This window comes from Pseudomonas sp. GW823-FHT06E10 (assembly GCF_058794995.1).
Genome location: NZ_JBXAHJ010000011.1, coordinates 158,590 through 181,477, shown reverse-complemented (window position 1 = coordinate 181,477; position 22,888 = coordinate 158,590). Strand labels below are relative to the sequence as shown.

21 protein-coding genes are annotated in these 22,888 nt (G+C 59.0%); 6 read left to right on the top strand and 15 right to left on the bottom strand.

Annotated features, from left to right (window positions below; genetic code table 11):
- Positions 1–72: 72 nt before the first annotated feature.
- Both AC1Q6Y_RS19065 and AC1Q6Y_RS19060 read right to left on the bottom strand, forming a co-directional pair.
- A complete protein-coding gene (locus tag AC1Q6Y_RS19065) occupies positions 73–1,146 on the bottom strand; it encodes an AI-2E family transporter (RefSeq protein WP_492624962.1) in 1,074 nt (357 codons plus the stop codon).
- 36 nt (positions 1,147–1,182) lie between these two features.
- Positions 1,183–2,241: a DUF2066 domain-containing protein gene (locus AC1Q6Y_RS19060; RefSeq protein WP_057715815.1), complete on the bottom strand. Its 1,059-nt coding sequence runs from the start codon at positions 2,239–2,241 to the stop codon at positions 1,183–1,185.
- 384 nt (positions 2,242–2,625) lie between these two features.
- Here AC1Q6Y_RS19060 and purM point away from each other — a divergent pair, with 384 nt between their 5' ends.
- From purM to AC1Q6Y_RS19035, 5 genes are all read left to right on the top strand, one after another.
- Positions 2,626–3,684 carry a phosphoribosylformylglycinamidine cyclo-ligase gene (purM, locus tag AC1Q6Y_RS19055; protein WP_057716649.1) on the top strand — a complete coding sequence of 353 codons (1,059 nt, stop codon included), beginning with the start codon at positions 2,626–2,628 and terminating at the stop codon, positions 3,682–3,684.
- Positions 3,684–4,334, top strand: coding sequence for a phosphoribosylglycinamide formyltransferase (gene purN, locus AC1Q6Y_RS19050; protein WP_407515228.1), 651 nt, complete (start codon positions 3,684–3,686; stop codon positions 4,332–4,334). Before purM ends, purN begins: the two co-directional genes overlap by 1 nt.
- A gap of 8 nt (positions 4,335–4,342) precedes the next feature.
- Complete coding sequence (locus AC1Q6Y_RS19045) at positions 4,343–5,056, top strand: DUF3108 domain-containing protein (protein WP_057715817.1); 714 nt, start codon at positions 4,343–4,345, stop codon at positions 5,054–5,056.
- A gap of 202 nt (positions 5,057–5,258) precedes the next feature.
- Positions 5,259–5,675: an OsmC family protein gene (locus AC1Q6Y_RS19040; RefSeq protein ID WP_057715818.1), complete on the top strand. Its 417-nt coding sequence runs from the start codon at positions 5,259–5,261 to the stop codon at positions 5,673–5,675.
- Positions 5,676–5,737: 62 nt separating this feature from the next.
- Positions 5,738–6,598: a pirin family protein gene (locus tag AC1Q6Y_RS19035; RefSeq protein ID WP_057715819.1), complete on the top strand. Its 861-nt coding sequence runs from the start codon at positions 5,738–5,740 to the stop codon at positions 6,596–6,598.
- A 132-nt stretch (positions 6,599–6,730) separates the two neighbouring features.
- On the opposite strand, the gene AC1Q6Y_RS19030 is transcribed toward AC1Q6Y_RS19035, so the two are convergent.
- From AC1Q6Y_RS19030 to AC1Q6Y_RS19015, 4 genes are all read right to left on the bottom strand, one after another.
- On the bottom strand, positions 6,731–7,459 hold the full coding sequence (locus AC1Q6Y_RS19030) for a dienelactone hydrolase family protein (protein ID WP_349735944.1): 729 nt from the start codon (positions 7,457–7,459) through the stop codon (positions 6,731–6,733).
- A gap of 67 nt (positions 7,460–7,526) precedes the next feature.
- Positions 7,527–9,431: a molecular chaperone HtpG gene (gene htpG, locus AC1Q6Y_RS19025; protein ID WP_492624961.1), complete on the bottom strand. Its 1,905-nt coding sequence runs from the start codon at positions 9,429–9,431 to the stop codon at positions 7,527–7,529.
- An 81-nt stretch (positions 9,432–9,512) separates the two neighbouring features.
- Positions 9,513–9,965, bottom strand: a complete 453-nt coding sequence (locus AC1Q6Y_RS19020) for a PaaI family thioesterase (RefSeq protein ID WP_090453899.1) — start codon at positions 9,963–9,965, stop codon at positions 9,513–9,515.
- Complete coding sequence (locus tag AC1Q6Y_RS19015; RefSeq protein ID WP_492624960.1) at positions 9,962–10,438, bottom strand: PaaI family thioesterase; 477 nt, start codon at positions 10,436–10,438, stop codon at positions 9,962–9,964. The genes AC1Q6Y_RS19020 and AC1Q6Y_RS19015 overlap by 4 nt, the downstream gene beginning before the upstream one ends.
- Positions 10,439–10,596: 158 nt before the next feature.
- On the opposite strand from AC1Q6Y_RS19015, the gene AC1Q6Y_RS19010 reads away from it, so the two are divergent.
- Positions 10,597–10,860, top strand: a complete 264-nt coding sequence (locus AC1Q6Y_RS19010; protein ID WP_090457778.1) for a hypothetical protein — start codon at positions 10,597–10,599, stop codon at positions 10,858–10,860.
- A 67-nt stretch (positions 10,861–10,927) separates the two neighbouring features.
- Here the strand turns inward: AC1Q6Y_RS19010 and AC1Q6Y_RS19005 are convergent, their stop codons facing one another.
- The 9 genes from AC1Q6Y_RS19005 to AC1Q6Y_RS18965 all read right to left on the bottom strand — a co-directional run bounded on the left by AC1Q6Y_RS19005 (position 10,928) and on the right by AC1Q6Y_RS18965 (position 22,886).
- Positions 10,928–11,329 carry an MAPEG family protein gene (locus tag AC1Q6Y_RS19005; protein ID WP_150814888.1) on the bottom strand — a complete coding sequence of 134 codons (402 nt, stop codon included), beginning with the start codon at positions 11,327–11,329 and terminating at the stop codon, positions 10,928–10,930.
- Positions 11,329–12,066, bottom strand: a complete 738-nt coding sequence (locus tag AC1Q6Y_RS19000; RefSeq protein WP_090453895.1) for a DUF599 domain-containing protein — start codon at positions 12,064–12,066, stop codon at positions 11,329–11,331. Before AC1Q6Y_RS19000 ends, AC1Q6Y_RS19005 begins: the two co-directional genes overlap by 1 nt.
- 272 nt (positions 12,067–12,338) lie before the next feature.
- Complete coding sequence (gene brnQ / locus AC1Q6Y_RS18995; RefSeq protein ID WP_057715825.1) at positions 12,339–13,652, bottom strand: branched-chain amino acid transport system II carrier protein; 1,314 nt, start codon at positions 13,650–13,652, stop codon at positions 12,339–12,341.
- A gap of 402 nt (positions 13,653–14,054) precedes the next feature.
- The gene (gene sucD / locus AC1Q6Y_RS18990; protein WP_007919877.1) at positions 14,055–14,936 is read right to left on the bottom strand and encodes a succinate--CoA ligase subunit alpha; all 882 of its coding nucleotides are present in this window, start codon (positions 14,934–14,936) and stop codon (positions 14,055–14,057) included.
- On the bottom strand, positions 14,936–16,102 hold the full coding sequence (gene sucC / locus AC1Q6Y_RS18985) for an ADP-forming succinate--CoA ligase subunit beta (protein ID WP_007919879.1): 1,167 nt from the start codon (positions 16,100–16,102) through the stop codon (positions 14,936–14,938). Before sucC ends, sucD begins: the two co-directional genes overlap by 1 nt.
- Positions 16,103–16,298: 196 nt before the next feature.
- Positions 16,299–17,735: a dihydrolipoyl dehydrogenase gene (gene lpdA / locus AC1Q6Y_RS18980; RefSeq protein WP_007998079.1), complete on the bottom strand. Its 1,437-nt coding sequence runs from the start codon at positions 17,733–17,735 to the stop codon at positions 16,299–16,301.
- Positions 17,736–17,833: 98 nt separating this feature from the next.
- On the bottom strand, positions 17,834–19,054 hold the full coding sequence (gene odhB, locus AC1Q6Y_RS18975; RefSeq protein ID WP_056721685.1) for a 2-oxoglutarate dehydrogenase complex dihydrolipoyllysine-residue succinyltransferase: 1,221 nt from the start codon (positions 19,052–19,054) through the stop codon (positions 17,834–17,836).
- 42 nt (positions 19,055–19,096) lie between these two features.
- Complete coding sequence (locus AC1Q6Y_RS18970; RefSeq protein ID WP_090453893.1) at positions 19,097–21,928, bottom strand: 2-oxoglutarate dehydrogenase E1 component; 2,832 nt, start codon at positions 21,926–21,928, stop codon at positions 19,097–19,099.
- Positions 21,929–22,181: 253 nt separating this feature from the next.
- Complete coding sequence (locus AC1Q6Y_RS18965) at positions 22,182–22,886, bottom strand: succinate dehydrogenase iron-sulfur subunit (protein ID WP_008063297.1); 705 nt, start codon at positions 22,884–22,886, stop codon at positions 22,182–22,184.
- Positions 22,887–22,888 lie beyond the last annotated feature (2 nt).

The window sequence follows — 22,888 nt, the reverse complement described above, 5'->3', positions numbered from 1 at the left end:
TGACAGCCGGGCGACGCCAGCAGGCTGATCCGGTACGAACCCGGGCAGCCCGCCATCGGCTATCGACGGCCCTTACACCTGCGGCTCGTCGGCCCTCCCGTAGATATCAGAATCCTTATACAAATCATGCACATGGCGCACCAGCACCATGATCACCGCGGCGACCGGCAATGCCAGCAGCACACCGGTAAAGCCAAACAGCTCACCACCGGCCAGGATCGAGAAAATCACCGCCACCGGGTGCAGACCAATCCGGTCACCGACCAGCAACGGCGTCAGCACCATACCCTCCAGCGCCTGGCCGACCATGAACACCGCGACAATTCCGAGCATTGGATAAAGATCACCACCGAACTGGAACAGCCCCGCAAGCAGCGCCGCGCCAATGCCGATGATAAACCCCATGTACGGCACGATCGCCGCCAGACCGGCAATCAGGCCAATCAGCAGACCCAGTTCCAACCCGACCAGCATCAGGCCTGCTGCGTAGATCACACCCAAGGCCACCATCACCAGCAGCTGTCCGCGCACGAACGCTCCGAGCACTTCATGGCATTCACCCGCCAGCGACACCACGCGCGCTTCACGATCACGGGGCAGCAGGCTGCGGACCTTGGCCATCATCAGGTCCCAATCCCGCAACAGGTAGAAGCTCACCACCGGAATCAACACCAGGTTCGCCAGCCAGCCGATCAACGCCAGCCCCGAGGCCGTTGCATGGCTCAGCACCACACCGACAACATCAGTGGTCTGACTCATATGCTCGCTGATGGCGGCCTTGAGCTTGTCGAACTTCCAGAAACCGTCCGACAGGCCGAACTTCGATTGCGCCCAGGGCAACGCCGTGTGCTGCAGCCAGTCGAGCATTTGCGGGGCCAGCTCATACAAACGAAACAACTGCCTGGCGAGCAAGGGCACCAACACCAACAGCAGCGCGGTGAAGATCAATGTAAACAGGGTAAACACCGCCACGACACCCCAGGTTCTGGACAAGCCTGCCTTCTCCAGCCGATCCACCAGCGGGTCGAACAGGTAGGCCAACAGCAGCGCCACCAGGAACGGCGTCAGGATCGGATGCAACAACCAGACAAACACACACAGCAGGACCACCCCGCCGAGCCAGAACCAACGCCGCGTATCGGCCATGAACCACTCCATTGCTTCTATATAAAGAAAGAAAAACTACCAGCGAAAACGTAGCTGCGGGATCGGGGCCGGTGCGGCGGCTGGCACCGGGCTGCCGGTGGTTGGCTGAACGGGCGCTACCGGGGCCGGGACCGGGGCCTGACCCGCCGGCGCCTCCTGCAGCCTGGCCAGCGACAGTTGCGCACGCAACTGATCGACGCTGCCATTGACCCGATAAAGAATCCGGTCACCGTCGACACTGCGCACACGCCCGCCAAACGGTTCCAGCAATCGTCCGAGCGACGCGTAGCGCTCAAGATTCATGCCTTGCACTTCCAGCAATTGCTCGCTCGAAGCACCCGGCCTGGCGACAAACCGCGGCGCCAGGCGCTCGTTGACGGCCAGCATCACCGCATCGGCCACGGCGGCCTGATCGGCGCCCTGCACACTGCCGGCCTCTTTTTTATCCCCCAGCCACAATTGCCACTTGGCTTGCCATTGCCCGCCCTCTTCCCTGGCGTGTACCGCAAGCAGGGCGTCGGCATTGTAGCGTTCCGATGCCGCATGCAAAGGTGCGGGATCTGCGCCCTCCAGATTCGGCGCGGTTGCAACGATCTGTTCGTTCAGGTCCGCCAATGGCAAGCGCAATGGCAAGCCCCGATGCTGGGCAGCCCGACGCAGCGGCGCCGCGCTGGCCTGGCCGTCGCCCACCAGGCTCGAACCCTCGGTGGAATCATTCAACCACCAGCCGAGGATCGACGGCCGATTGGCCCCCCACATGGCCAGGCCGGCGCGGCGCAAGGCCTGCTCGGTGGTACCCGGATCAAAATCGACCTTCAGGACTTCCGGTGGGCCGGCCTCAAAGCCATATTGGCTGATGATCTGTTGCGGGTCTTTGCGAATCGCTGCCAACCCCGGACTTTGGGCGGCCTTGGGGTCGCCGGTCAGGCGCAATACCAATGTGTCCAACGCACGCTGAGTCGCCTGGTCGCGCTCCTCGGGCGACTGGCCATTCACCGGCTCGCGCACCAGGTAAAGGCCTTTGACGGTTTCGGCTTGACTGACCAGGCTGACCACTGACAAACAACTCACAAGCAAGAATTTACAGAAACGCATGGTGGATTCCTGACGACAAGAGCGGCTGGAACAGACCGCATGAAGACGATCGAGCAAGACTGTGACCGTTGCCCGACGCAAAACATTCACACGTTCCGGGTAAGTTTTCGCACTGTCATAACGATAGACGGTTAATGCGATACCTTATACAGCCATGCAGGATGCCACCGACACCGCGCATTAACGGTTTTTTTGAACGGATATGGCCCTGCTGTCGGCCTGAGGATGGCCGCTGCGGCTCAAGCCTGATAAAATCGCGCGCCTTCGCAGACCGGCAACAGCCGGGCACCCTGAAATTCGTGCATGGCCCTCGCCTTCGCCTGTTTCGGCGGTCCCGATGGACTCGGTCGTTACCCAGAAATCCCCCCCCTAAAGGCCTGGATCATGAGCAAGCAACCCTCCCTGAGCTACAAGGACGCCGGTGTAGACATCGACGCCGGTGAAGCATTGGTCGAACGCATCAAGAGCGTCGCCAAGCGCACTGCGCGCCCGGAAGTCATGGGCGGCCTGGGCGGTTTCGGCGCCCTCTGCGAAATCCCGGCCGGCTACAAGCAGCCTGTGCTGGTTTCCGGTACTGACGGCGTCGGCACCAAGCTGCGCCTGGCACTGAATCTGAACAAGCACGACAGCATCGGCATCGACCTGGTTGCCATGTGCGTCAACGACCTGGTGGTGTGCGGCGCCGAGCCGCTGTTCTTCCTCGACTACTACGCTACCGGCAAACTCAACGTCGACACCGCTGCCCAGGTTGTGACCGGCATCGGCGCAGGCTGCGAACTGTCGGGCTGCTCGCTGGTTGGCGGCGAAACCGCTGAAATGCCGGGCATGTACGAAGGTGAAGACTACGATCTGGCCGGTTTCTGTGTCGGCGTCGTGGAAAAATCCGAAATCATCGACGGTTCCAAGGTTGCTGCCGGCGATGCCCTGCTCGCCCTGCCGTCTTCCGGCCCGCACTCCAACGGCTACTCGCTGATCCGCAAGATCATCGAAGTATCCGGCGCCGACATCGAGAACATCCAGCTCGACGGCAAGCCGCTGACCGACCTGCTGATGGCCCCGACCCGTATCTACGTGAAGCCGCTGCTCAAGCTGATCAAGGAAACCGGCGCTGTCAAAGCCATGGCCCACATCACTGGCGGCGGTCTGCTGGATAACATCCCGCGCGTTCTGCCAAAAGGCGCTCAAGCCGTGGTTGACGTGGCAAGCTGGAACCGCCCGGCAGTGTTCGACTGGCTGCAAGAGAAAGGCAACGTTGACGAGAACGAAATGCACCGCGTGCTGAACTGCGGCGTGGGCATGGTCATCTGCGTGGCTCAGGAGCACGTTGAAACCGCCCTGAACGTTCTGCGCGAAGCGGGCGAGCAGCCTTGGGTCATCGGCCAGATCTCCACCGCTGCCGAAGGCGCAGCTCAGGTTGAACTGAAGAACCTCAAGGCTCACTGATGCCTAAGACCTGTGATGTCGTGGTGCTGTTGTCCGGCACCGGCAGTAACTTGCAGGCCCTGATCGACAGCACGCGGACCGGCGACAGCCCGGTCCGCATCGCTGCGGTGATTTCCAACCGCGCCGACGCCTACGGCCTGCAACGCGCCAGGGACGCGGGTATCGACACCCGTGCCCTGGATCACAAGGCTTTCGAAGGTCGCGAGGCCTTCGACGCCGCGCTGATCGAACTGATCGACGCCTTCAATCCCAAACTCGTGGTACTCGCCGGATTCATGCGCATTCTCAGCGCTGGTTTCGTACGCCACTATCAGGGTCGCCTGCTCAATATCCATCCCTCGCTGCTACCCAAACACAAAGGGTTACACACCCATGAGCGCGCGCTGGAGGCTGGCGACACCGAGCACGGCTGCTCCGTGCACTTCGTCACCGAGGAACTCGATGGCGGACCACTGGTCGTACAAGCTGTAATACCGGTAGAGTTACAGGATTCGCCGCAGAGTCTGGCGCAGCGGGTCCATGTTCAGGAACACCTGATCTACCCGATGGCCGTACGCTGGTTTGCCGAAGGTCGTCTAGCCCTCGGCGAGCAAGGTGCTTTACTGGATGGACAGTTACTCGCGGCCAGCGGCCACTTGATTCGAAACTAGGAGATTTTATGCGTCGCGCCCTGCTCTTCGCTTGCGCTCTGCTCGCCTTGCCCTTCGCCCAGGCGGCAGACCTTCAACCTTTCTCCGCCAGCTACACCGCCGACTGGAAACAGCTGCCCATGAGTGGCACTGCCGAGCGCAGCCTGACCAAGGAAGCCAACGGCGTCTGGAAGCTCAGCTTCAAGGCTTCGATGATGATCGCCAGCCTGTCCGAAGAAAGCACCCTGACCGTGGACAAGGACACCTTGCTGCCCCAGTCCTACCACTTCGAGCGTGGCGGCCTGGGCAAAGCCAAGAAAGCCGACCTGGATTTCGACTGGGCCGCGAAAAAGGTCACCGGCACCGATCGTGGTGACGCGGTCGATATTCCGCTGAACCGCGGCATGGTCGACAAATCCACCTATCAACTGGCGCTGCAACATGACGTGGCTGCCGGCAAAAAGAGCATGAGCTATCAGGTTGTCGATGATGGCGAAGTCGATACCTATGACTTCCGTGTGCTGGGCTCGGAAAAAGTCGACACCAAGGCTGGCCAGATCGATGCGATCAAGGTCGAGCGCGTACGCGATCCGACGCAAAGCAAGCGCATCACCGTGCTGTGGTTCGCCAAGGATTGGGACTACCTGCTGGTCCGCCTGCAACAGGTCGAAACCGACGGCAAGGAATACAACATCATGCTCCTGGACGGCACGGTCAACGGCAAGCCAGTCAAAGGCAGCTGATCCGGATCGAGACCAGTAGGAGCGAGCTTGCTCGCGATGGACTTTAACGATGACTCGCCCTGGCGGATACACACAGTGCCAGTGAGATCATCGCGAGCAAGCTCACTCCTACAGATTGGAACACCCGACAAACGCGATGGCTCTATACCCTCAAGGTCATTTTTTGATCGAATGAGTTTTCCTGTCGCCTGCGAGGTTTGCCATGACTGTTACCGTCAATACCGTTTCTGCCGAAGGTTTGCGCCACAGCGTCCAGATCGATGACCACGAACTCTTCGCCGACGCGCCCGCCACGGCTGGCGGAGAGGGTTCGGCGCCGGAGCCACACGATTATTTCGATGCCGCGCTGGGTGCCTGCAAAGCCCTGACCCTGAAGCTGTATGCCAGGAAGAAAGACATCCCGCTGACCGGTGTCGGCGTTGAGGTCAAGCGCGACAACAGCCTGGAACAGAAAGGCCAGTACGCGCTGCACGTCAAACTGACCCTCAAGGGCGTACTCACCGACGCCCAGCGCGATGAACTGCACCGTGTGGCCGATCGCTGCCCGATCCACAAGCTGATGACCACGTCTGAAGTCAGCATCGAAACGCATTTGTCCGAAGGCGCGTTCAGCCAATAGCGGCAAGGGCTGCCCAAGCGGGTTATGCTCGAACGCATTACCCGCTCAGCCTGGAACGCACCATGAACACTCCGCTCGTGATCCGCCCCCGCACCGAAGATGTCGAGGGCCAGCCGATTCTTCGCCCGCTGCCATCGGCCAAGTGCCGCAGCGTCGGGCCATTCGTGTTTTTCGACCACATGCTGGAAACCCGTTATCCACCGGGCAAAGGCATGAACATTCGCCAGCATCCACACATTGGCCTGTCCACCCTCACCTATTTGTTCCAGGGGCAGATCCAGCACAAGGACAGCCTTGGTTCCGATCAAGTGGTCGGGACTGGCGACGTCAGCTGGATGACGGCCGGCAGCGCCATCGCCCACGTCGAACGCACGCCCGAAGCCCTGAAGGAAAGCGGCTTCACGATGCACGGCCTGCAGATCTGGCTGGCTTCACCCAAGGATAAAGAACAAGGTCCGGGGCATTACAGCCACCATCCAGCGTCCACATTGCCAGTCAGCGAAAACCTGGGGGTGAAGATTCGCATGATTGCCGGGTCAGGCTTTTGCCTGGAATCGCCAGTGCCAGTGCTTTCTCCTACGCTGTACGCGGAACTGCACCTGCAAACGGCGACGACATTGCTGATTCCCACCGAGCATGAAGAACGCGCGCTGTATGTGTTGAGCGGCGAAGTACAACTCGATGGCGAGCCAATAGAGCCGTACTCGCTGGTGGTACTGCCTGCGGGGGAAGAGATGACACTGTTTGCCGAAAGCGACAGTCACGCCGTGTTGTTCGGCGGTGCTCCGCTGGACGGGCCACGGCGGATCAACTGGAATTTTGTCGCGAGCGATCCGGCGGCGATTGATGAAGCACGCCGGCGTTGGGCAGCCGGGGATTGGCCGACGGTGCCCGGGGAAGTTGAGAGGATCGAACTGCCCTGAGATTTTAGTTACCTGTGGAACCGCCTTCGCGAGCAAGCCCGCTCCCACATTGGAACGCGGTTAAATGTGGGAGCGGGCTTGCTCGCGAAGAGGCCGGTTCAGGCTCTGACAAAGTCGGTGTCAGCCAACAGATCAGCCCTTGAACACTTCATCCAGCAGATTGTGCATCGACGTGAACGCCCGGGCGGCCACCTTGGCGTCATACATCATCATGCCCGGCACATTGGCGTGCGGGTCGGTGAACGAGTGGAACGCACCGCCGTAGCTCAGCAACTGCCAATCCACACCCGCCGCGTTCATTTCGTCTTCGAACGCCGGCAACTGCTCCTTCGGCACCAATGGATCGGATGCGCCATGCAGCACCAGGACCTTACCCTTGATGTTTTTCGCATCAGCCGGATTCGGTGTGTCCAGCGTGCCGTGGAACGACACCGCGGCCTTCACCGGCGCGCCGGTACGGGCAAACTCCAGGGCGCAGCAACCGCCGAAGCAGAAACCGAAAGTGGCCAGTTTCGAAGTATCGACAGCCACTTCACCCTGGCTTTGCAGCTGTTCGAACGCCACCTGCATGCGCTTGCACAACAATGGGCGATCATTCTTCAACGGCATCATGGCCGCGCCGGCCTCGTCATTGTTCGTCGGTCGAACCGATTGACCGTAAAGATCTGCGATCAACACCACATAACCCTTGGCAGCCACCGACTTGGCGATCTCCTCGGCACCGGCGCTGACGCCCATCCAGTTCGGCGCCATCAACAAGCCCGGGCGCGGGCCTTTATGGTCGGCATCGAAGGCCAGACGGCTTTCGTAAGCCTGGCCGTCAATCTGATAGGCAACGGAACGTACAGTGATTTGGCTCATTTCTGACTCCTGATGTTTTAGCACCGAAATGAAAAAACCCGCCGAAGCGGGTTTTTCTACAACACCGTCAGGCCGATAGCTCGACCAACAGCTTGTTCAGACGACGCACATAGGCCGCCGGGTCTTTCAAGCTGTCGCCGGCCGCCAGGGCCGCCTGATCGAAGAGGATGTGCGACAGGTCGCCGAAGCGCTCGTCGCTCTGCTCGTTGTCGAGCTTCTCGATCAGCGGGTGAGCCGGGTTGAATTCGAAGATCGGCTTCGAATCCGGAACCTTCTGACCGCTGGCTTCCAGGATCTGGCGCATCTGCAAGCCCAGGTCCTGCTCGCCGATGGCCAGGATCGCCGGCGAATCGGTCAGGCGATGGGACACCCGCACTTCGGCAACGGATTCGCCCAGGGCGGTCTTCAGACGCTCGACCAGACCTTCTTTGGTCTTGGCGACTTCTTCCGCGGCCTTCTTGTCCTCTTCCGAGTCCAGGTTGCCCAGGTCCAGGTCACCGCGCGCCACGTCGACAAAGCTCTTGCCGTCGAAGTCGCTGAGGTAGCTCATCAGCCACTCGTCGATACGGTCAGTCAGCAGCAGCACTTCGATGCCTTTCTTGCGGAAGACTTCCAGGTGCGGGCTGTTCTTGACCTGGGCGTAGGTTTCGCCGGTCAGGTAGTAGATCTTGTCCTGACCTTCCTTGGCGCGCGCCAGGTACTCGGCCAGGCCGACAACCTGCTCGCCATCGTCGCCGTGGGTCGATGCGAAACGCAGCAGACCGGCGATTTTTTCCTTGTTGGCGAAATCTTCTGCCGGGCCTTCTTTCATGACCTGACCGAAGTTTTTCCAGAAGCCCTTGTATTGCTCAGGCTCGTTCTTCGCCAGTTTTTCCAGCATGTCCAGGACGCGCTTGGTCAGCGCCGACTTCATCGAGTCGATGATCGGGTCTTTCTGCAGGATTTCCCGCGACACGTTCAGCGACAGGTCGTTGGAGTCGACCACGCCCTTGATGAAGCGCAGGTACAGCGGCAGGAAGGACTCGGCCTGATCCATGACGAACACGCGCTGCACGTACAGCTTCAGGCCTTTCGGCGCCTCACGCTGGTACAGGTCGAACGGCGCACGGGTCGGCACGTACAGCAATGAGCTGTATTCGAGCTTGCCTTCGACCTTGTTGTGGCTCCAGCTCAGCGGATTTTCGAAATCGTGAGCGATGTGCTTGTAGAACTCCTGGTATTCCTCGTCCTTGATCTCGGTACGCGGACGGGTCCACAGGGCGCTGGCGCGGTTGACGGTTTCCCACTCAACGGCCGGCTGCTCTTCACCTTCGCCAGCGGCCACTTCTTTCGGCAGCTCGATCGGCAAAGCGATGTGGTCGGAGTACTTCTTGATGATGTTGCGCAGACGCCAGCCATCGGCGAACTCGTCTTCACCGGACTTCAGGTGCAGGACGATGCGAGTGCCGCGCTCGACCTTGTCGACGGTTGCGACTTCGAAATCGCCTTCGCCTTTGGACGACCAATGCACGCCTTCGCTGGCCGGGCTGCCGGCGCGACGGCTGAACACATCGACTTTGTCGGCGACGATGAAGGCGGAGTAGAAACCAACGCCAAACTGGCCGATCAGGTGCGAGTCTTTCTTCTGGTCGCCGGTCAGGTGCTTCATGAAATCGGCGGTGCCGGACTTGGCGATGGTACCCAGGTGGGTGATCGCGTCTTCGCGGCTCATGCCAATACCGTTGTCTTCGAGGGTGACGGTTTTAGCGTCCTTGTCGAAGCTCACGCGGATTTTCAGTTCGGCACCACCTTCCAGCAGCTCTGGCTTGGCCAGGGCTTCGAAACGTAACTTGTCGACAGCGTCAGAGGCGTTCGAGATCAATTCGCGAAGGAAAATTTCCTTGTTGGAATACAGCGAATGGATCATGAGATGCAGCAGCTGCTTCACCTCGGTCTGGAAGCCCAGGGTTTCCTTTTGAGTTTCCACACTCATGGTCATCAAACTCCAATCAGATGGCATAAGCCGCGACCTTGAGGATCGACGGCGGGTTGTCCTCAGAGTTTGGGGCTGAGTTCAGGATTTCAAGGGCTCTTCGAGTTTGAAATGTGCACGAGCCGTGGCAATGGGCTCGGCTTCGGTGCTTTGCCAGGCGGTAATCGCCACATTGGCGACCCGGCGACCCTGGCGCCAAACCTGGCATCGGGCCCAGGTATCGCGAAACTGTCCGGCTCGCAGGTAATCCAGGGAGAAGTCGATGATCTTCGGCACCCCGGGCGTTCCGGTAAACACCAACAGGTGCAGCGCCGCGGCCAATTCCATGAAACCGGCGATCACACCGCCATGAATCGCCGGCAACAAGGGGTTACCGATGTTGTCCTGGTTCGCTGGCAGCTTGAACAGCAACTCATCTCCCACCCGGGAACATTCGACGCCGATCAGCCGGGCATAGGGAATCAAATCCAGCAGCGAGGCGTAATCGCCCTGCTCATGGGCCTTTTGCAACTGCTCTTTCAGCGACTCGCTCATTGCGCACCTCCGGCAACCGCGCCACCAAAGCCCTTAGTGCCTTTGATGTTCTTTCCCATGCGCATGAAAGTGCCCATCACATGGGCAATGGGTTGCCCGGGGTCATCCTGATAGGCGAAGCCACGGGCAAAAATCACGTCGGTGGTGACCCGATAGCACTGGGCAAAGCCGTAGACATCCTTATGTGGTTCGGCGGCGTGCATGTAGTCGATGCGCAGGTCCAGGGTCGGGCAGACTTCGAATTCCGGGAGCACGCAAAGGGTCGCCATGCCACAGGCGGTGTCCATCAGCGAAGTCAGCGCTCCGCCATGAATCACGCCGGTTTCGGGATTGCCGACGATCTGCGGGCTGTACGGCAGCACAATCGTCAGCCCTTCGTTGCTGGCGCTTTGAACGCTTAGTCCAAGTACCTGGCAATGTCGCAGCGCCGACAGAAAGCGCTTTGCACGCTCAAAAACGGGGTTTTCAGTCATTTGATAAAAACTCTTGTTTATGTCTGTACAGTGCAGTGGCGGTCCGGGTAAAAGTTCCGCACTAGAACAAACTTATATATCTGAAAAAATTAAGGAACTTAACCCTGATGCGTGGGCTCTTAATGCCAGTAGATGCTTTTCATCAGGAGAAACACCCCATGCGTAAGACTTTAGCTATTGCCTTGATGTTGACCGCTTCCCTCGGTCTCGCTGCCTGCGATAAAAAATCCGAGGACAAAGCTCAAGATGCGACCAAACATGCCGAGCAAGCTCAGCAGGACATGAACAAAGCTCAGGATAAAGTGAACGACGCTGCGAAAGAAAACGCCGAAGCTGCCAAAGCTCAGGCCGAATCGAACGCAGAAGCGGCAAAAGAGGCCGCTCCAGCCGCTCCGGCCGCTCCAGAAGCACCTAAGAACTAATACGGTTTTTAGAGTGGCAAAAGAAAACCCGCCAAGTGCGGGTTTTCTTTTGCCTTGAAAAAAATGGTTAGAGCAAAATCGTTCGAAAAGTCGGACTAATCATCAACAACAGCGAACAGATCAATCCCACCAGCCAAACCAAACTGCGCTGCCAGGCCAGATCCTTCCAGTAACACACCAGATAAATAACCCGTGTGATCACGAATATGATCGCCAGGCAGTCGATCAGCCAGCCCGCCGTCTGCGTGGTATGCGCCATCAACACACCCACCGCGAACAATATGAACGCTTCGAAACTGTTCTGATGCGCCGCCAGCGCCCGGGCTCCCAGACCTGTGAGTTGCATCTGCTGTTGGCGCGGCAGGTGGTTATCGTAACCACCTTGCTCTTTCATGGCCCTGGTCACGGGCATTCGCGCCAGATAAATCAACACCGCACTGATAAACACGCACCAGAATGGAATACTCATCAAGCTGCCTCTTTAATTGCCTCCGGCAACGGCGCCTCTGTAGGGGTATAGACCATCACGTCAAGAACGTCGGAATGAAACTCGCGGCGGTACAAAACAAACACGACGCCGGCACTCATCAACATGAACAGCCACGGGCTGACAAACCAGGCCAGCATGGTCATGCCGAAGTAGTAGGAACGCAGCCCGAAGTTGAACTGGTTGGCGGCCATGGAGATGACGCGGGCGGCGCGTGAAGCGAATGCTTTGCGCTCTTGCTCCGATACATGACGCTCACCGACCATCGGTGCCGAACCCACCAGTACCGCCGCAAAGTTGTACTGGCGCATGCACCAGCTGAACGTGAAGAACGCATAGACAAACACCAGCGCCAGGCACAGCAACTTGATTTCCGACATGCCCTGGGACGCCTGTTGCACCATCGGAATATCCGCCAGCAAGGATACCGCCCGTTCCGAAGCCCCCAATACCGTGAGAATACCGGCCAGGATAATCAATGTACTGGAGGCGAAGAACGACGCATTGCGCTCCAGATTGCCGATCACGCTGGCATCGGCGATGCGGTTGTCGCGCAGCAGCATGCGGCGCATCCAGTCTTCACGATACAGGTGCAGCACACTGGCCAGGCACGCGGTGTCACGGCCTTTCCATGTGGCATAGCGGGTGTACCCGCCCCAGCAGATAACGAACCAGACGGCGGCAAGAATGTGGATCAGGTTGGCTTGGATGAACGACATGCAGGTCCTTGTGATGTGTTTGCGGAGTACATAAACCCTGTAGGAGCGAGCTTGCTCGCGAAGACCCTGAGAGCAACGCGTTTATCCAGAAATCACGCGCTATAGTTCACGACCTTCGCGAGCAAGCTCGCTCCTACAAGGGCCATGGCAGTATTTCGACGTTAGCGCAGAAGAAAAGACACCGCATCACCCCATAAAAAAATGCCCCGTATCGATTGATACGGGGCATTTCTGTTTTGTTCACAGGCCCGTTTGTGACGGGCCGGTAAAGCTTAAGCCAGCGCTTCTTCGCGCTTGCCCAGCATACGGTCGCAGACCACGGCGACCACCAGCGTCATCACCGACGGCACCAACCACGCCAGGCCCTGCTCGCTAAGCGGCAGGTGGGCCATTTGTGTCGGCATCCAGTCCGCCAGGCCGGCCCCCTTCAGGGCATCGATCAGGCCGAAGATGAACGACACCAGCATCACCGGGCCGAGGATACGACCCTGCTCATGCCAGAAGTCCTTGCAGAAGCTCAACGCCACCAGAACGATGCACGGCGGGTAGATCGCGGTCAGTACCGGGATCGAGAACGCAATCAGCTTGGTCAGGCCCAGGTTGGACACCAGCAGCGAGAACGCCGCCAGGATGATCACCAGCGTCTTGTAAGACAACGGCACCACACGGCTGAAGTACTCGGCGCAGGCACAGGTCAGGCCGACCGCGGTCACCAGGCACGCCAGGGAGATCAGCACGGCAAGGAAACCACTGCCCAGCGAACCGAAGGTGTGCTGCACGTAAGCGTGCAATACCGCCGCGCCATTGGTAGCGCCCGCGGCCACTTCATGGCTGCCCGAACCTAGACGGAAAAGGCTGACATACACCAGCGCCAGACCCACGCCGGCGATGAGCCCGGCGATGATCGCATAACGGGTGATCAGTGCTGGCGACTCGACACCGCGGGAACGGATGGCGTTGACGATGACGATGCCGAACACCAGGGCGCCCAGGGTATCCATGGTCAGGTAACCATTGATGAAGCCTTGGGAAAACGGTGCTGCAACGTATTCAGGGGTTGCATGGCCAATGTCACCGGCCGGCAAGGCGAATGCTGCAATGCCCAGCACGGCCAGGGCGATGATCTTCAACGGCGCGAGGAAGCGCCCTACGGTATCCAGCAAACGGCCCGGATACAGCGAGATGAAGAACACCAGCAGGAAGTAAACCGAGCTGTACAGGAACAGCGCCAGCGGGCTCTCGCCGGTCAGGGGCGCCAGGCCCACCTCGAAGGATACCGTCGCGGTACGTGGCGTCGCGAACAGCGGGCCAACAGCGAGGTAGCAAGCCGCTGCCAGCAGGCCACCGGCCACTTTACCGATCGGGCTGCTCAAGGCATCCATTGCTCCGCCGACCTTGGCCAGCGCCACAACAGTGATCACCGGCAGACCAACTGCGGTGACCAGGAAACCCAGCGCCGCCATCCAGACATTGGGCCCGGACTGTAAACCGACGATAGGTGGGAAGATGATGTTGCCAGCCCCGACGAACAGGGCAAACGTCATAAAACCAAGTGCCAGGATGTCCTGGCCTTTCAACACTTTCATTAAGGAAATACCACACTACTGAATCGGAATTTAGAGAGGGATTTCCCTATGGGTGAGGGAAATGCTGTCAGTCCGTATAAGACCGACCCTTTTAGCGCGTTGCGCGCCTTGTGGGCCGCAGACGCAAAAATGGCGCATAGACTAACGAATTTGACCGATAAACGCACTGTTAGAGGGCGAACTATCCGATATACGAGATCTTTGTGTCGCGTTTCTGCATGTTGATAGATGTCGCCTGTCAGTCCGCCATCGCGAGCAAGCTCGCTCCCACAGTTGACCGCGTTCCAATGTGGGAGCGAGCTTGCTCGCGATGGCGTCCGCACTGTCAACGCAAACCCCGGAAACGACAAAGGCCACCCGAAGGTGGCCTTTGTTTGGTGAAGCGTCAGCTAAGCGCGAGGCTTACTTGACAGCCCAACCAGTCAGCTCGGCCAGGGCCTTGCCGATGTCTGCCAGCGAACGCACGGTTTTAACGCCTGCGTCTTGCAGAGCAGCGAATTTCTCGTCTGCAGTGCCTTTGCCGCCAGAGATGATTGCGCCAGCATGGCCCATGCGCTTGCCCGGAGGAGCAGTCACACCAGCGATGTAGGATACAACCGGCTTGGTCACGTGTGCCTTGATGTAGGCAGCCGCTTCTTCTTCAGCCGAACCGCCGATCTCACCGATCATCACGATCGCTTCGGTCTTCGGGTCTTCCTGGAACAGCTTCAGGATGTCGATGAAGTTCGAACCCGGGATCGGGTCACCACCGATGCCGACGCAAGTCGACTGACCGAAACCGGCGTCAGTAGTCTGCTTCACAGCTTCGTAGGTCAGGGTGCCGGAACGGGAAACGATACCGACCTTGCCTGGCAAGTGAATGTGACCTGGCATGATGCCGATCTTGCATTCGCCTGGGGTGATCACGCCTGGGCAGTTAGGGCCGATCAGGACTACGCCCAGCTCGTCGCACTTAACTTTAGCGTCCAGCATGTCCAGGGTAGGAATGCCTTCGGTGATGCACACGATCAGCTTGATGCCGCCGAAAGCAGCTTCCAGGATCGAATCTTTGCAGAAAGGAGCCGGAACGTAGATCACGCTGGCGGTGGCGCCAGTGGCAGCTACAGCGTCTTTAACGGTGTTGAACACTGGCAGGCCCAGGTGCTCGGTGCCGCCTTTGCCTGGAGTTACACCACCAACCATCTTGGTGCCGTACTCGATGGCTTGCTGGGTGTGGAAACTACCTTGCGAACCGGTAATACCCTGGCAGATAACTTTGGTGTCTTTATTGATCAGGACGCTCATTATTTGCCCTCCGCAGCTTTGACAACTTGTTGAGCAGCGTCGGTCAGGCTGGTAGCAGCGATGATGTTCAAACCGCTTTCTGCCAGTACTTTAGCGCCCAGCTCAGCGTTGTTGCCTTCAAGGCGAACAACAACCGGGATTTTCACGCCGACTTCTTTCACTGCACCGATGATGCCTTCGGCAATCATGTCGCAGCGAACGATGCCGCCGAAGATGTTGACCAGTACTGCAGCGACGTTAGTGTCGGACAGGATGATCTTGAACGCTTCGGTAACGCGTTCCTTGGTAGCACCGCCGCCCACGTCGAGGAAGTTGGCTGGTTTGCCGCCATGCAGGTTGACGATGTCCATGGTACCCATGGCCAGGCCGGCACCGTTGACCATGCAACCGATGTTGCCTTCCAGCGCTACGTAGTTCAGTTCGAACTTGGCAGCGTGCGCTTCGCGCGGATCGTCCTGCGACGGATCGTGGAAAGTCTTCAGCTTAGGCTGACGGTACATGGCGTTGGCGTCGATGTTGATCTTGGCGTCCAGGCAGTGCAGATCGCCGTCAGCCTTGATCACCAGCGGGTTCACTTCCAGCAGGGCCAGGTCGTGATCCTTGAACAGTTTGGCCAGACCTACGAAGATCTTGGCGAACTGGGCAACTTGCTTGCCTTCCAGACCCAACTGGAATGCCAGCTCGCGACCCTGGAATGGCTGAGCGCCAACCAGTGGATCGATAGTGGCTTTCAGAATTTTTTCTGGAGTGTCGTGAGCGATTTTCTCGATGTCCACGCCACCTTCGGTGGAAGCCATGAACACGATACGACGGCTCGAACGGTCAACGACAGCGCCCAGGTACAGCTCTTTAGCGATATCAGTGCACGATTCAACCAGGATCTTGGTGACTGGCTGACCATTGGCGTCAGTCTGGTAAGTCACCAGACGCTTGCCCAGCCACTGCTGTGCGAAGGCTTTGGCGTCTTCTTTGCTGCGAACCAGCTTTACGCCGCCCGCTTTACCGCGACCACCGGCGTGGACCTGGGCTTTGACAACCCACTCGCTGCCGCCGATTTTGTCGCAAGCTTCTGCTGCTGCTTCCGGGGTGTCTACCGCGTAACCGGTGGAAACTGGCAGGCCGTACTCAGCGAACAGCTGCTTACCCTGATACTCGTGAAGATTCATGCTTATTACCGTCTTCGTTAGGTACTGCGCATTCGGTGCTGCACTCATTCAAGTGCCGCACCACCTGTGACTGCTGCTTGCATAGCCTTTCCGGATACCCGGTGCAGCTATGCAAGACTGCGTCCAGCGGATATTCCGCGGTGAGTCTTGCATGCAAGGCTCACGACGGGCCATTCCGCCGTGGTTTCTTATTGTCTTAACGCTTCTTGCGGTTGGCGATGTGGATGGCGCCGCCATTCACAGCCAAAGCAGCTTCGTGCAAGGCTTCAGACAGGGTCGGATGGGAGAAAACCATCATGCCCAGGTCTTCAGCGCTGGTGCCGAATTCCATACCGATCGCGCCCTGCTGAACCAGTTCCGCAGCGCTCGGGCCAATCACGTGGACGCCCAATACGCGGTCTGTCTTGGCATCTGCGATGACCTTGACGAAACCACCGGTGTCGTTGGCAGCCATGGCACGGCCAGAGGCTGCGAACGGGAAGGTGCCGACGTTAACTTCAACGCCTTCAGCTTTCAAGGCCTGCTCGGTTTTACCGACCCACGCGATTTCCGGGTGAGTATAAATAACCGAAGGGATCAGGTCATAGTTCATCTGGGCCTTGTGGCCCTTGATGCGCTCGACAACCATGATGCCCTCTTCCGAGGCCTTGTGCGCCAGCATCATGCCGCGAACCACGTCGCCGATGGCGTAAACGCCCGGTACGGTGGTGGCGCAGTGATCGTCAACGTGCACGAAACCGCGCTCGTCCAGGGTCACGCCGCAGTCGGCAGCCAACAGATCAGTGGTCACCGGACGGCGACCAACGGCTACGATCAACTTGTCGAAAGTGATGTTCTGTTCGCCCTTGGCATCGGTGTAGTTCACCACGACTTCGTCGCCGTTCACTTTGGAACCGGTAACGCGAGCGCCCAGCTTGATGTCCAGACCCTGTTTGGTCAGGGTTTTCAGCGCTTCCTTGGAAACAGCGGTGTCCGCTGCCATCAGGAAGGTGTCCAGGGCTTCCAGGACAGTCACTTCTGCACCCAGACGCGACCAGACCGAACCCAGTTCCAAACCGATCACGCCAGCGCCGATCACGCCCAGACGCTTGGGTACGGATTGGAATTCCAGGGCGCCGGTGGAGTCGACGATCACATTCTGGTCAACCGGAGCTGGCGGAATGTCGATCGGACGCGAACCTGGGGCCAGGATGACGTTTTCGGCTTCGATGATTTCTACCGAGCCATCAGGCTTGGTGACTTCAACTTTCTTGCCAGCCAGCAGCTTGCCGTGACCCTGGATCGAGGTCACACCGTTGGCTTTGAACAGGGTCGCAACGCCGGAGGTCAGGCCTTTGACGATGTTGGCTTTACGGCCGACCATCGCTGGCACGTCCATGGTCACGCCAGCGTGATTGATACCGTGGATCGCGAAACCGTCCTGGGCTTCGTGGAATTTCCACGAACTGTCCAGCAGGGCCTTGGATGGAATGCAGCCGACGTTCAGGCAGGTACCGCCCAGAGCCAGTTTGCCTTCCTTGTCGGTGTACTTCTCGATGCAGGCCGTCGAAAGACCAAGCTGAGCGGCCTTGATGGCAGCCACATAGCCGCCAGGGCCAGCGCCGATCACTACTACGTCAAATTTCTGCGACATTCAAAAAATCCTCTTTAGCGAAAAGCTTCAAGCCGCGAGCGGCAAGCCAGGCTGCGGGTTTTCCGACAGCCAGGGCTTGCAGCTCATGGCTGCTTCTATCAGATATCCAGCAACAGACGAGCCGGATCTTCCAGCAGGTTCTTGATGGTCACCAGGAAGGTCACAGCTTCTTTGCCATCGATCAGACGGTGATCGTAGGACAGTGCCAGGTACATCATCGGACGGATAACGACCTGGCCGTTGATGGCCATCGGACGCTGGATGATGTTGTGCATGCCCAGGATGGCTGCTTGTGGCGGGTTGACGATCGGGGTCGACATCATCGAACCGAAAGTACCACCGTTGGTGATGGTGAAAGTACCACCGGTCATTTCGTCCATCGACAGCTTGCCGTCGCGGGCTTTCTTGCCGAAGGTGGCGATGCCGCCTTCGATTTCAGCCAGGCTCATCAGTTCGGCGTTACGCAGGACCGGTACAACCAGGCCGCGATCGCTGGAAACTGCAACGCCGACGTCAGCGTAGCCGTGGTAAACGATGTCGCCGCCGTCGATCGACGCGTTGACAGCCGGGAAGCGTTTCAGCGCTTCGGTGGCTGCTTTCACGAAGAACGACATGAAGCCCAGGCGCACGCCGTTGTGGGACTTCTCGAACAGGTCCTTGTACTTCGAACGCAGCGCCATGACTTCGGTCATGTCGACTTCGTTGAAAGTGGTCAGCATCGCCATGTTCGATTGAGCTTCAACCAGACGCTTGGCCACGGTGGCACGTACGCGGGTCATCGGTACGCGCTTCTCGATGCGATCGCCAGCAGCGAATACCGGAGCAGCAGCGGCAGGTGCAGCAGCCTTGGCAGGCGCGGCAGCCGGAGCGGCTTTCTTGGCTTCGACAGCGGCAACCACGTCTTCCTTGGTTACACGACCATCTTTGCCGGTGCCTTTGACGGAAGCCAGGTTGATGCCGTTTTCTTCGGCCAGCTTGCGAGCAGCTGGAGCCGCGATAGCGTCTTCGTCAGCGCCGGCAGCTGGAGCAGCGGCAGCAGCGGCCGGAGCAGCAGCGGCAGCCGGAGCGGCAGCAGCAGCGCCGCCTTCAACGATGGAGCCCAGAACTTCGTCGGACAGAACGGTTTCGCCTTCGTTCTTGACGATAGCGCCCAGCACGCCGTCAGCGGTAGCCAGCACTTCCAGCACGACTTTGTCGGTTTCGATGTCGACGATCAGTTCGTCGCGCTTGACCGCGTCGCCCGGTTGTTTGTGCCAGGTGGCAACGGTGCCATCGGCAACCGATTCCGGGAAAGTGGGGGCTTTGATCTCGATAGCCATTGTCTGTGGTTCCTTAAATTCGGTTTCAGGTGCGCGAAGGCGTTAAACAGTAAAGGCGTCTTGCAGCAGTTGTTCCTGCTGTTCGGCGTGCATCGATGCGTAACCGCATGCAGGTGCAGCAGAAGCCTCACGGCCCGCGTACTCGAGTACGAGAGACTTGTTGAGGTTGCTGATGCTGCGACGCATGTGGTGTTGGCTGCAGTACCACGCACCCTGGTTCATCGGCTCTTCCTGACACCAGACGGCATGCTTGACGTTGGTATAAGGAGCCAGGACTTCTTTCAAGTCGTCCTCAGGGAATGGGTACAGCTGCTCGATACGCACGACAGCGATGTCGTCACGACCTTCGGCACGGCGTTTTTCCAGCAGGTCGTAGTAGACCTTGCCGCTACACAGAACAACGCGCTCGACCTTTTTCGGGTCTTGGGCATCGATTTCCGGGATAACGGTCTGGAACGAACCTTCGGCCAGATCTTCCAGCGTCGAGATGGCCAGCTTGTGGCGCAACAGCGACTTCGGAGTCAGGACTACCAGTGGCTTGCGCAGCGGGCGGATCACCTGACGGCGCAGCAAGTGGTAGATCTGAGCCGGCGTCGTCGGCATGCACACCTGAATGTTGTGCTCGGCGCACAACTGCAGGTAACGCTCCAGACGAGCCGAGGAGTGCTCCGGACCCTGACCTTCATAACCGTGCGGCAGCAGCATGGTCAGACCGCACAGGCGGCCCCACTTGTGCTCGCCACTGGTGATGAACTGGTCGATAACTACCTGGGCGCCGTTGGCGAAGTCGCCGAACTGGGCTTCCCAGATAACCAGGGCATTCGGCGTGGTGGTCGAGTAACCGTACTCGAACGCCAATACCGCTTCTTCGGACAGGAACGAGTCGTACAGGTCGAAGCGTGGCTGACCGTCGTACAGGTTCTGCAGCGGGATGTAGGTGCCCGCGTCCTTCTGGTTGTGCAGGACAGCATGGCGGTGCGAGAACGTACCGCGGCCGATGTCCTGGCCAGTCATGCGAATCGGGTGACCTTCGAACGCCAGGGTCGCGTACGCCATGGTTTCGGCGTAACCCCAGTTGATCGGCAGGCCGCCGGCTTGCATCTTCTGGCGGTCTTCGTAGATCTTGGCAACCTGGCGCTGAACCACGAAGCCTTCCGGGATTTCCAGCAGCTTGGCGGACAGTTCCTGCAAGGTCTTGAGGTCGAAGCGAGTGTCGTGACGCGCGGTCCAGGCGTGGCCCAGATACGGACGCCAGTCCACGAACAACTCTTTGTTCGGCTCTTTGACCAGGCTTTTCACTACGTGCAGACCGTTGTCCAGCGCGTTGCGGTATTCGTCGACTTTCGCCTTGACACGCTCAGCATCCAGCACACCGGCCTGGGTCAGACGATCGGCATACAGCTCACGGGTGGTGCGCTGCTTGGTGATCTGCTGATACATCAGAGGCTGGGTGCCGCTTGGCTCGTCGGCCTCGTTGTGGCCGCGACGACGGTAGCAGACCAGGTCGATCACCACGTCACGCTTGAACTGCATGCGGTAGTCGATGGCCAGCTGGGTCACGAACAATACGGCTTCCGGATCATCACCATTCACATGGAGGATCGGCGCCTGGATCATTTTCGCAACGTCGGTCGCGTACTCGGTGGAACGCGAGTCCAGCGGGTTGCTGATGGTGAAACCGACCTGGTTGTTGATCACGATGTGCACGGTACCGCCGGTCTTGAAACCGCGGGTCTGCGACATCTGGAAGGTTTCCATGACCACGCCTTGACCGGCGAATGCAGCGTCACCGTGGATGGAGATCGGCAGAACCTTCTCACCGGTCGGGTCGTTGCGACGATCCTGACGGGCGCGAACCGAACCCTCGACCACCGGGGAAACGATTTCCAGGTGGGACGGGTTGAACGCCATGGCCAGGTGAACTTCACCGCCGGTGGTCATCACGTTGGACGAGAAGCCCTGGTGGTATTTCACGTCACCGGAACCCAGCTCGACCTTCTTCTTGCCTTCGAACTCGTCGAACAGCTCGCGCGGGTTCTTGCCGAAGGTGTTGACCAGCACGTTCAGACGGCCACGGTGGGCCATGCCGATGACGATTTCCTTGGTACCGTAGGAACCGGAACGCTGGATCAGCTCGTCGAGCATCGGAATCAGGCTTTCGCCGCCTTCCAGACCGAAACGCTTGGTACCCGGGTATTTGGTGCCCAGGTATTTTTCCAGGCCTTCGCCGGCGGTCACGCGCTCGAGCAGGTGGCTCTTGATGTCGGCGGAGTACGTCGGACGACCGCGCACGCTTTCCAGACGCTGCTGGAACCACTGGCGCTGCTCGGAATCGGTGATGTGCGTGAATTCAGCGCCGATGGTGCGGCAATATGTCTGCTGCAACGCTTCGTGAATTTCGCGTAGGCTCGCTTCCTCTTTGCCGATGAACAGGTCGCCGGCACGGAAGGTCGTATCAAGATCGGCATTGGTCAAGCCGTAATGATTGATCGACAGGTCTGCAGGTGCAGGACGCTGCCACAGCCCCAGCGGGTCAAGCTGGGCTGCCTGGTGGCCACGCATACGGTAGGCCTGGATCAATCGCAGCACTTCAACTTGCTTCTTCTCGTGCTCACTGCTCACGCTGCCGGCGGAAACCGGTTGGGCGCGGCGCTGGTTCTTTGCCAGCAAGACGAAATGATCGCGAATTGTGGAGTGCGAAACATCGGTGGCAGAGTTGCCGTCAGCAGGCAACTTCTGGAAGTAGGTGCGCCACTCTTCTGGCACAGCGTTAGGGTCGTGCAGGTAGAGCTCGTAAAGCTCTTCCACATAGGCAGCGTTACTACCGGATAGGTAGGCGCTGTTCCACATGCGCTGCATCACGCTTTCTTGCATGCTTGGTCACCCTCGGTTAGGGGAACACCATCGATGTCGACACCGAGCAAACTTGCAGAAGTCCGAATGCAGCGACCAAAACAAGCCACTAGGATCACACTGATAGTCCGGGTACCAGCCCGGATGCCCCTGCTTGTCTCATTTCTTCAAAATAAGAGCCGCAGCCTTTTAAGCTGCTGCTCAGGTTAAAACTACGGCGCCGGTTGAAGCCTGCGCCGTAGCATCTACGGGTACAGCGGGTACAGCAGCTGAATCACACGCCGCTTGAGAGCAACATGTTACGGATGTGACCGATGGCCTTAGTCGGGTTCAGGCCTTTCGGACATACGTTGACGCAGTTCATGATCCCGCGGCAGCGGAATACGCTGAACGGGTCATCCAGCGAAGCCAGACGCTCGGACGTCTTGGTGTCACGGCTGTCTGCCAGGAAGCGGTACGCTTGCAGCAGGGCAGCTGGACCCAGGAACTTGTCCGGGTTCCACCAGAAGGACGGGCAGGAAGTCGAGCAGCAAGCGCACAGGATGCACTCGTACAGACCGTCCAGCTTTTCACGCTCTTCAGGGGACTGCAGGCGCTCGATGGCCGGAGCCGGCGTGTCGTTCTGCAGGTATGGCTTAACCTTTTCGTATTGCTTGTAGAAGATGCTCATATCGACGACCAGGTCACGGATAACCGGCAAACCTGGCAGAGGACGAACGATCAACTTGTTACCTTTTACGACCGCAGACAGCGGCGTGACGCACGCCAGGCCGTTTTTGCCGTTGATGTTCATGCCGTCGGAACCGCAAACACCTTCACGGCAAGAGCGACGATAGGAGAAACCCTCGTCCTGCTCTTTGATCAGGGCCAGCACGTCCAGCACCATCAGGTCTTTACCACCGGTATCAACCTGGAATTCCTGCATGAACGGCGCGGCGTCCTGATCAGGGTTGTAACGATAAACGCTGACTTGCAACATGG

Bases quoted from the DNA above. Each gene is read 5' to 3' on its own strand.
- purM (WP_057716649.1), top strand. From the start codon at position 2,626: ATGAGCAAGCAACCCTCCCTGAGCTACAAGGACGCCGGTGTAGACATC.
- AC1Q6Y_RS19060 (WP_057715815.1), bottom strand. From the start codon at position 2,241: ATGCGTTTCTGTAAATTCTTGCTTGTGAGTTGTTTGTCAGTGGTCAGC.
- AC1Q6Y_RS19065 (WP_492624962.1), bottom strand. From the start codon at position 1,146: ATGGCCGATACGCGGCGTTGGTTCTGGCTCGGCGGGGTGGTCCTGCTG.
- AC1Q6Y_RS19005 (WP_150814888.1), bottom strand. From the start codon at position 11,329: ATGAGTATTCCATTCTGGTGCGTGTTTATCAGTGCGGTGTTGATTTAT.
- sucC (WP_007919879.1), bottom strand. From the start codon at position 16,102: ATGAATCTTCACGAGTATCAGGGTAAGCAGCTGTTCGCTGAGTACGGC.
- lpdA (WP_007998079.1), bottom strand. From the start codon at position 17,735: ATGTCGCAGAAATTTGACGTAGTAGTGATCGGCGCTGGCCCTGGCGGC.
- AC1Q6Y_RS18965 (WP_008063297.1), bottom strand. From the start codon at position 22,886: ATGTTGCAAGTCAGCGTTTATCGTTACAACCCTGATCAGGACGCCGCG.
- AC1Q6Y_RS18970 (WP_090453893.1), bottom strand. From the start codon at position 21,928: ATGCAAGAAAGCGTGATGCAGCGCATGTGGAACAGCGCCTACCTATCC.
- odhB (WP_056721685.1), bottom strand. From the start codon at position 19,054: ATGGCTATCGAGATCAAAGCCCCCACTTTCCCGGAATCGGTTGCCGAT.
- AC1Q6Y_RS19035 (WP_057715819.1), top strand. From the start codon at position 5,738: ATGAACACTCCGCTCGTGATCCGCCCCCGCACCGAAGATGTCGAGGGC.
- AC1Q6Y_RS19030 (WP_349735944.1), bottom strand. From the start codon at position 7,459: ATGAGCCAAATCACTGTACGTTCCGTTGCCTATCAGATTGACGGCCAG.
- sucD (WP_007919877.1), bottom strand. From the start codon at position 14,936: ATGAGCGTCCTGATCAATAAAGACACCAAAGTTATCTGCCAGGGTATT.
- AC1Q6Y_RS19015 (WP_492624960.1), bottom strand. From the start codon at position 10,438: ATGACTGAAAACCCCGTTTTTGAGCGTGCAAAGCGCTTTCTGTCGGCG.
- AC1Q6Y_RS19045 (WP_057715817.1), top strand. From the start codon at position 4,343: ATGCGTCGCGCCCTGCTCTTCGCTTGCGCTCTGCTCGCCTTGCCCTTC.
- AC1Q6Y_RS19020 (WP_090453899.1), bottom strand. From the start codon at position 9,965: ATGAGCGAGTCGCTGAAAGAGCAGTTGCAAAAGGCCCATGAGCAGGGC.
- AC1Q6Y_RS19040 (WP_057715818.1), top strand. From the start codon at position 5,259: ATGACTGTTACCGTCAATACCGTTTCTGCCGAAGGTTTGCGCCACAGC.
- purN (WP_407515228.1), top strand. From the start codon at position 3,684: ATGCCTAAGACCTGTGATGTCGTGGTGCTGTTGTCCGGCACCGGCAGT.
- AC1Q6Y_RS19010 (WP_090457778.1), top strand. From the start codon at position 10,597: ATGCGTAAGACTTTAGCTATTGCCTTGATGTTGACCGCTTCCCTCGGT.
- htpG (WP_492624961.1), bottom strand. From the start codon at position 9,431: ATGAGTGTGGAAACTCAAAAGGAAACCCTGGGCTTCCAGACCGAGGTG.
- AC1Q6Y_RS19000 (WP_090453895.1), bottom strand. From the start codon at position 12,066: ATGTCGTTCATCCAAGCCAACCTGATCCACATTCTTGCCGCCGTCTGG.
- brnQ (WP_057715825.1), bottom strand. From the start codon at position 13,652: ATGAAAGTGTTGAAAGGCCAGGACATCCTGGCACTTGGTTTTATGACG.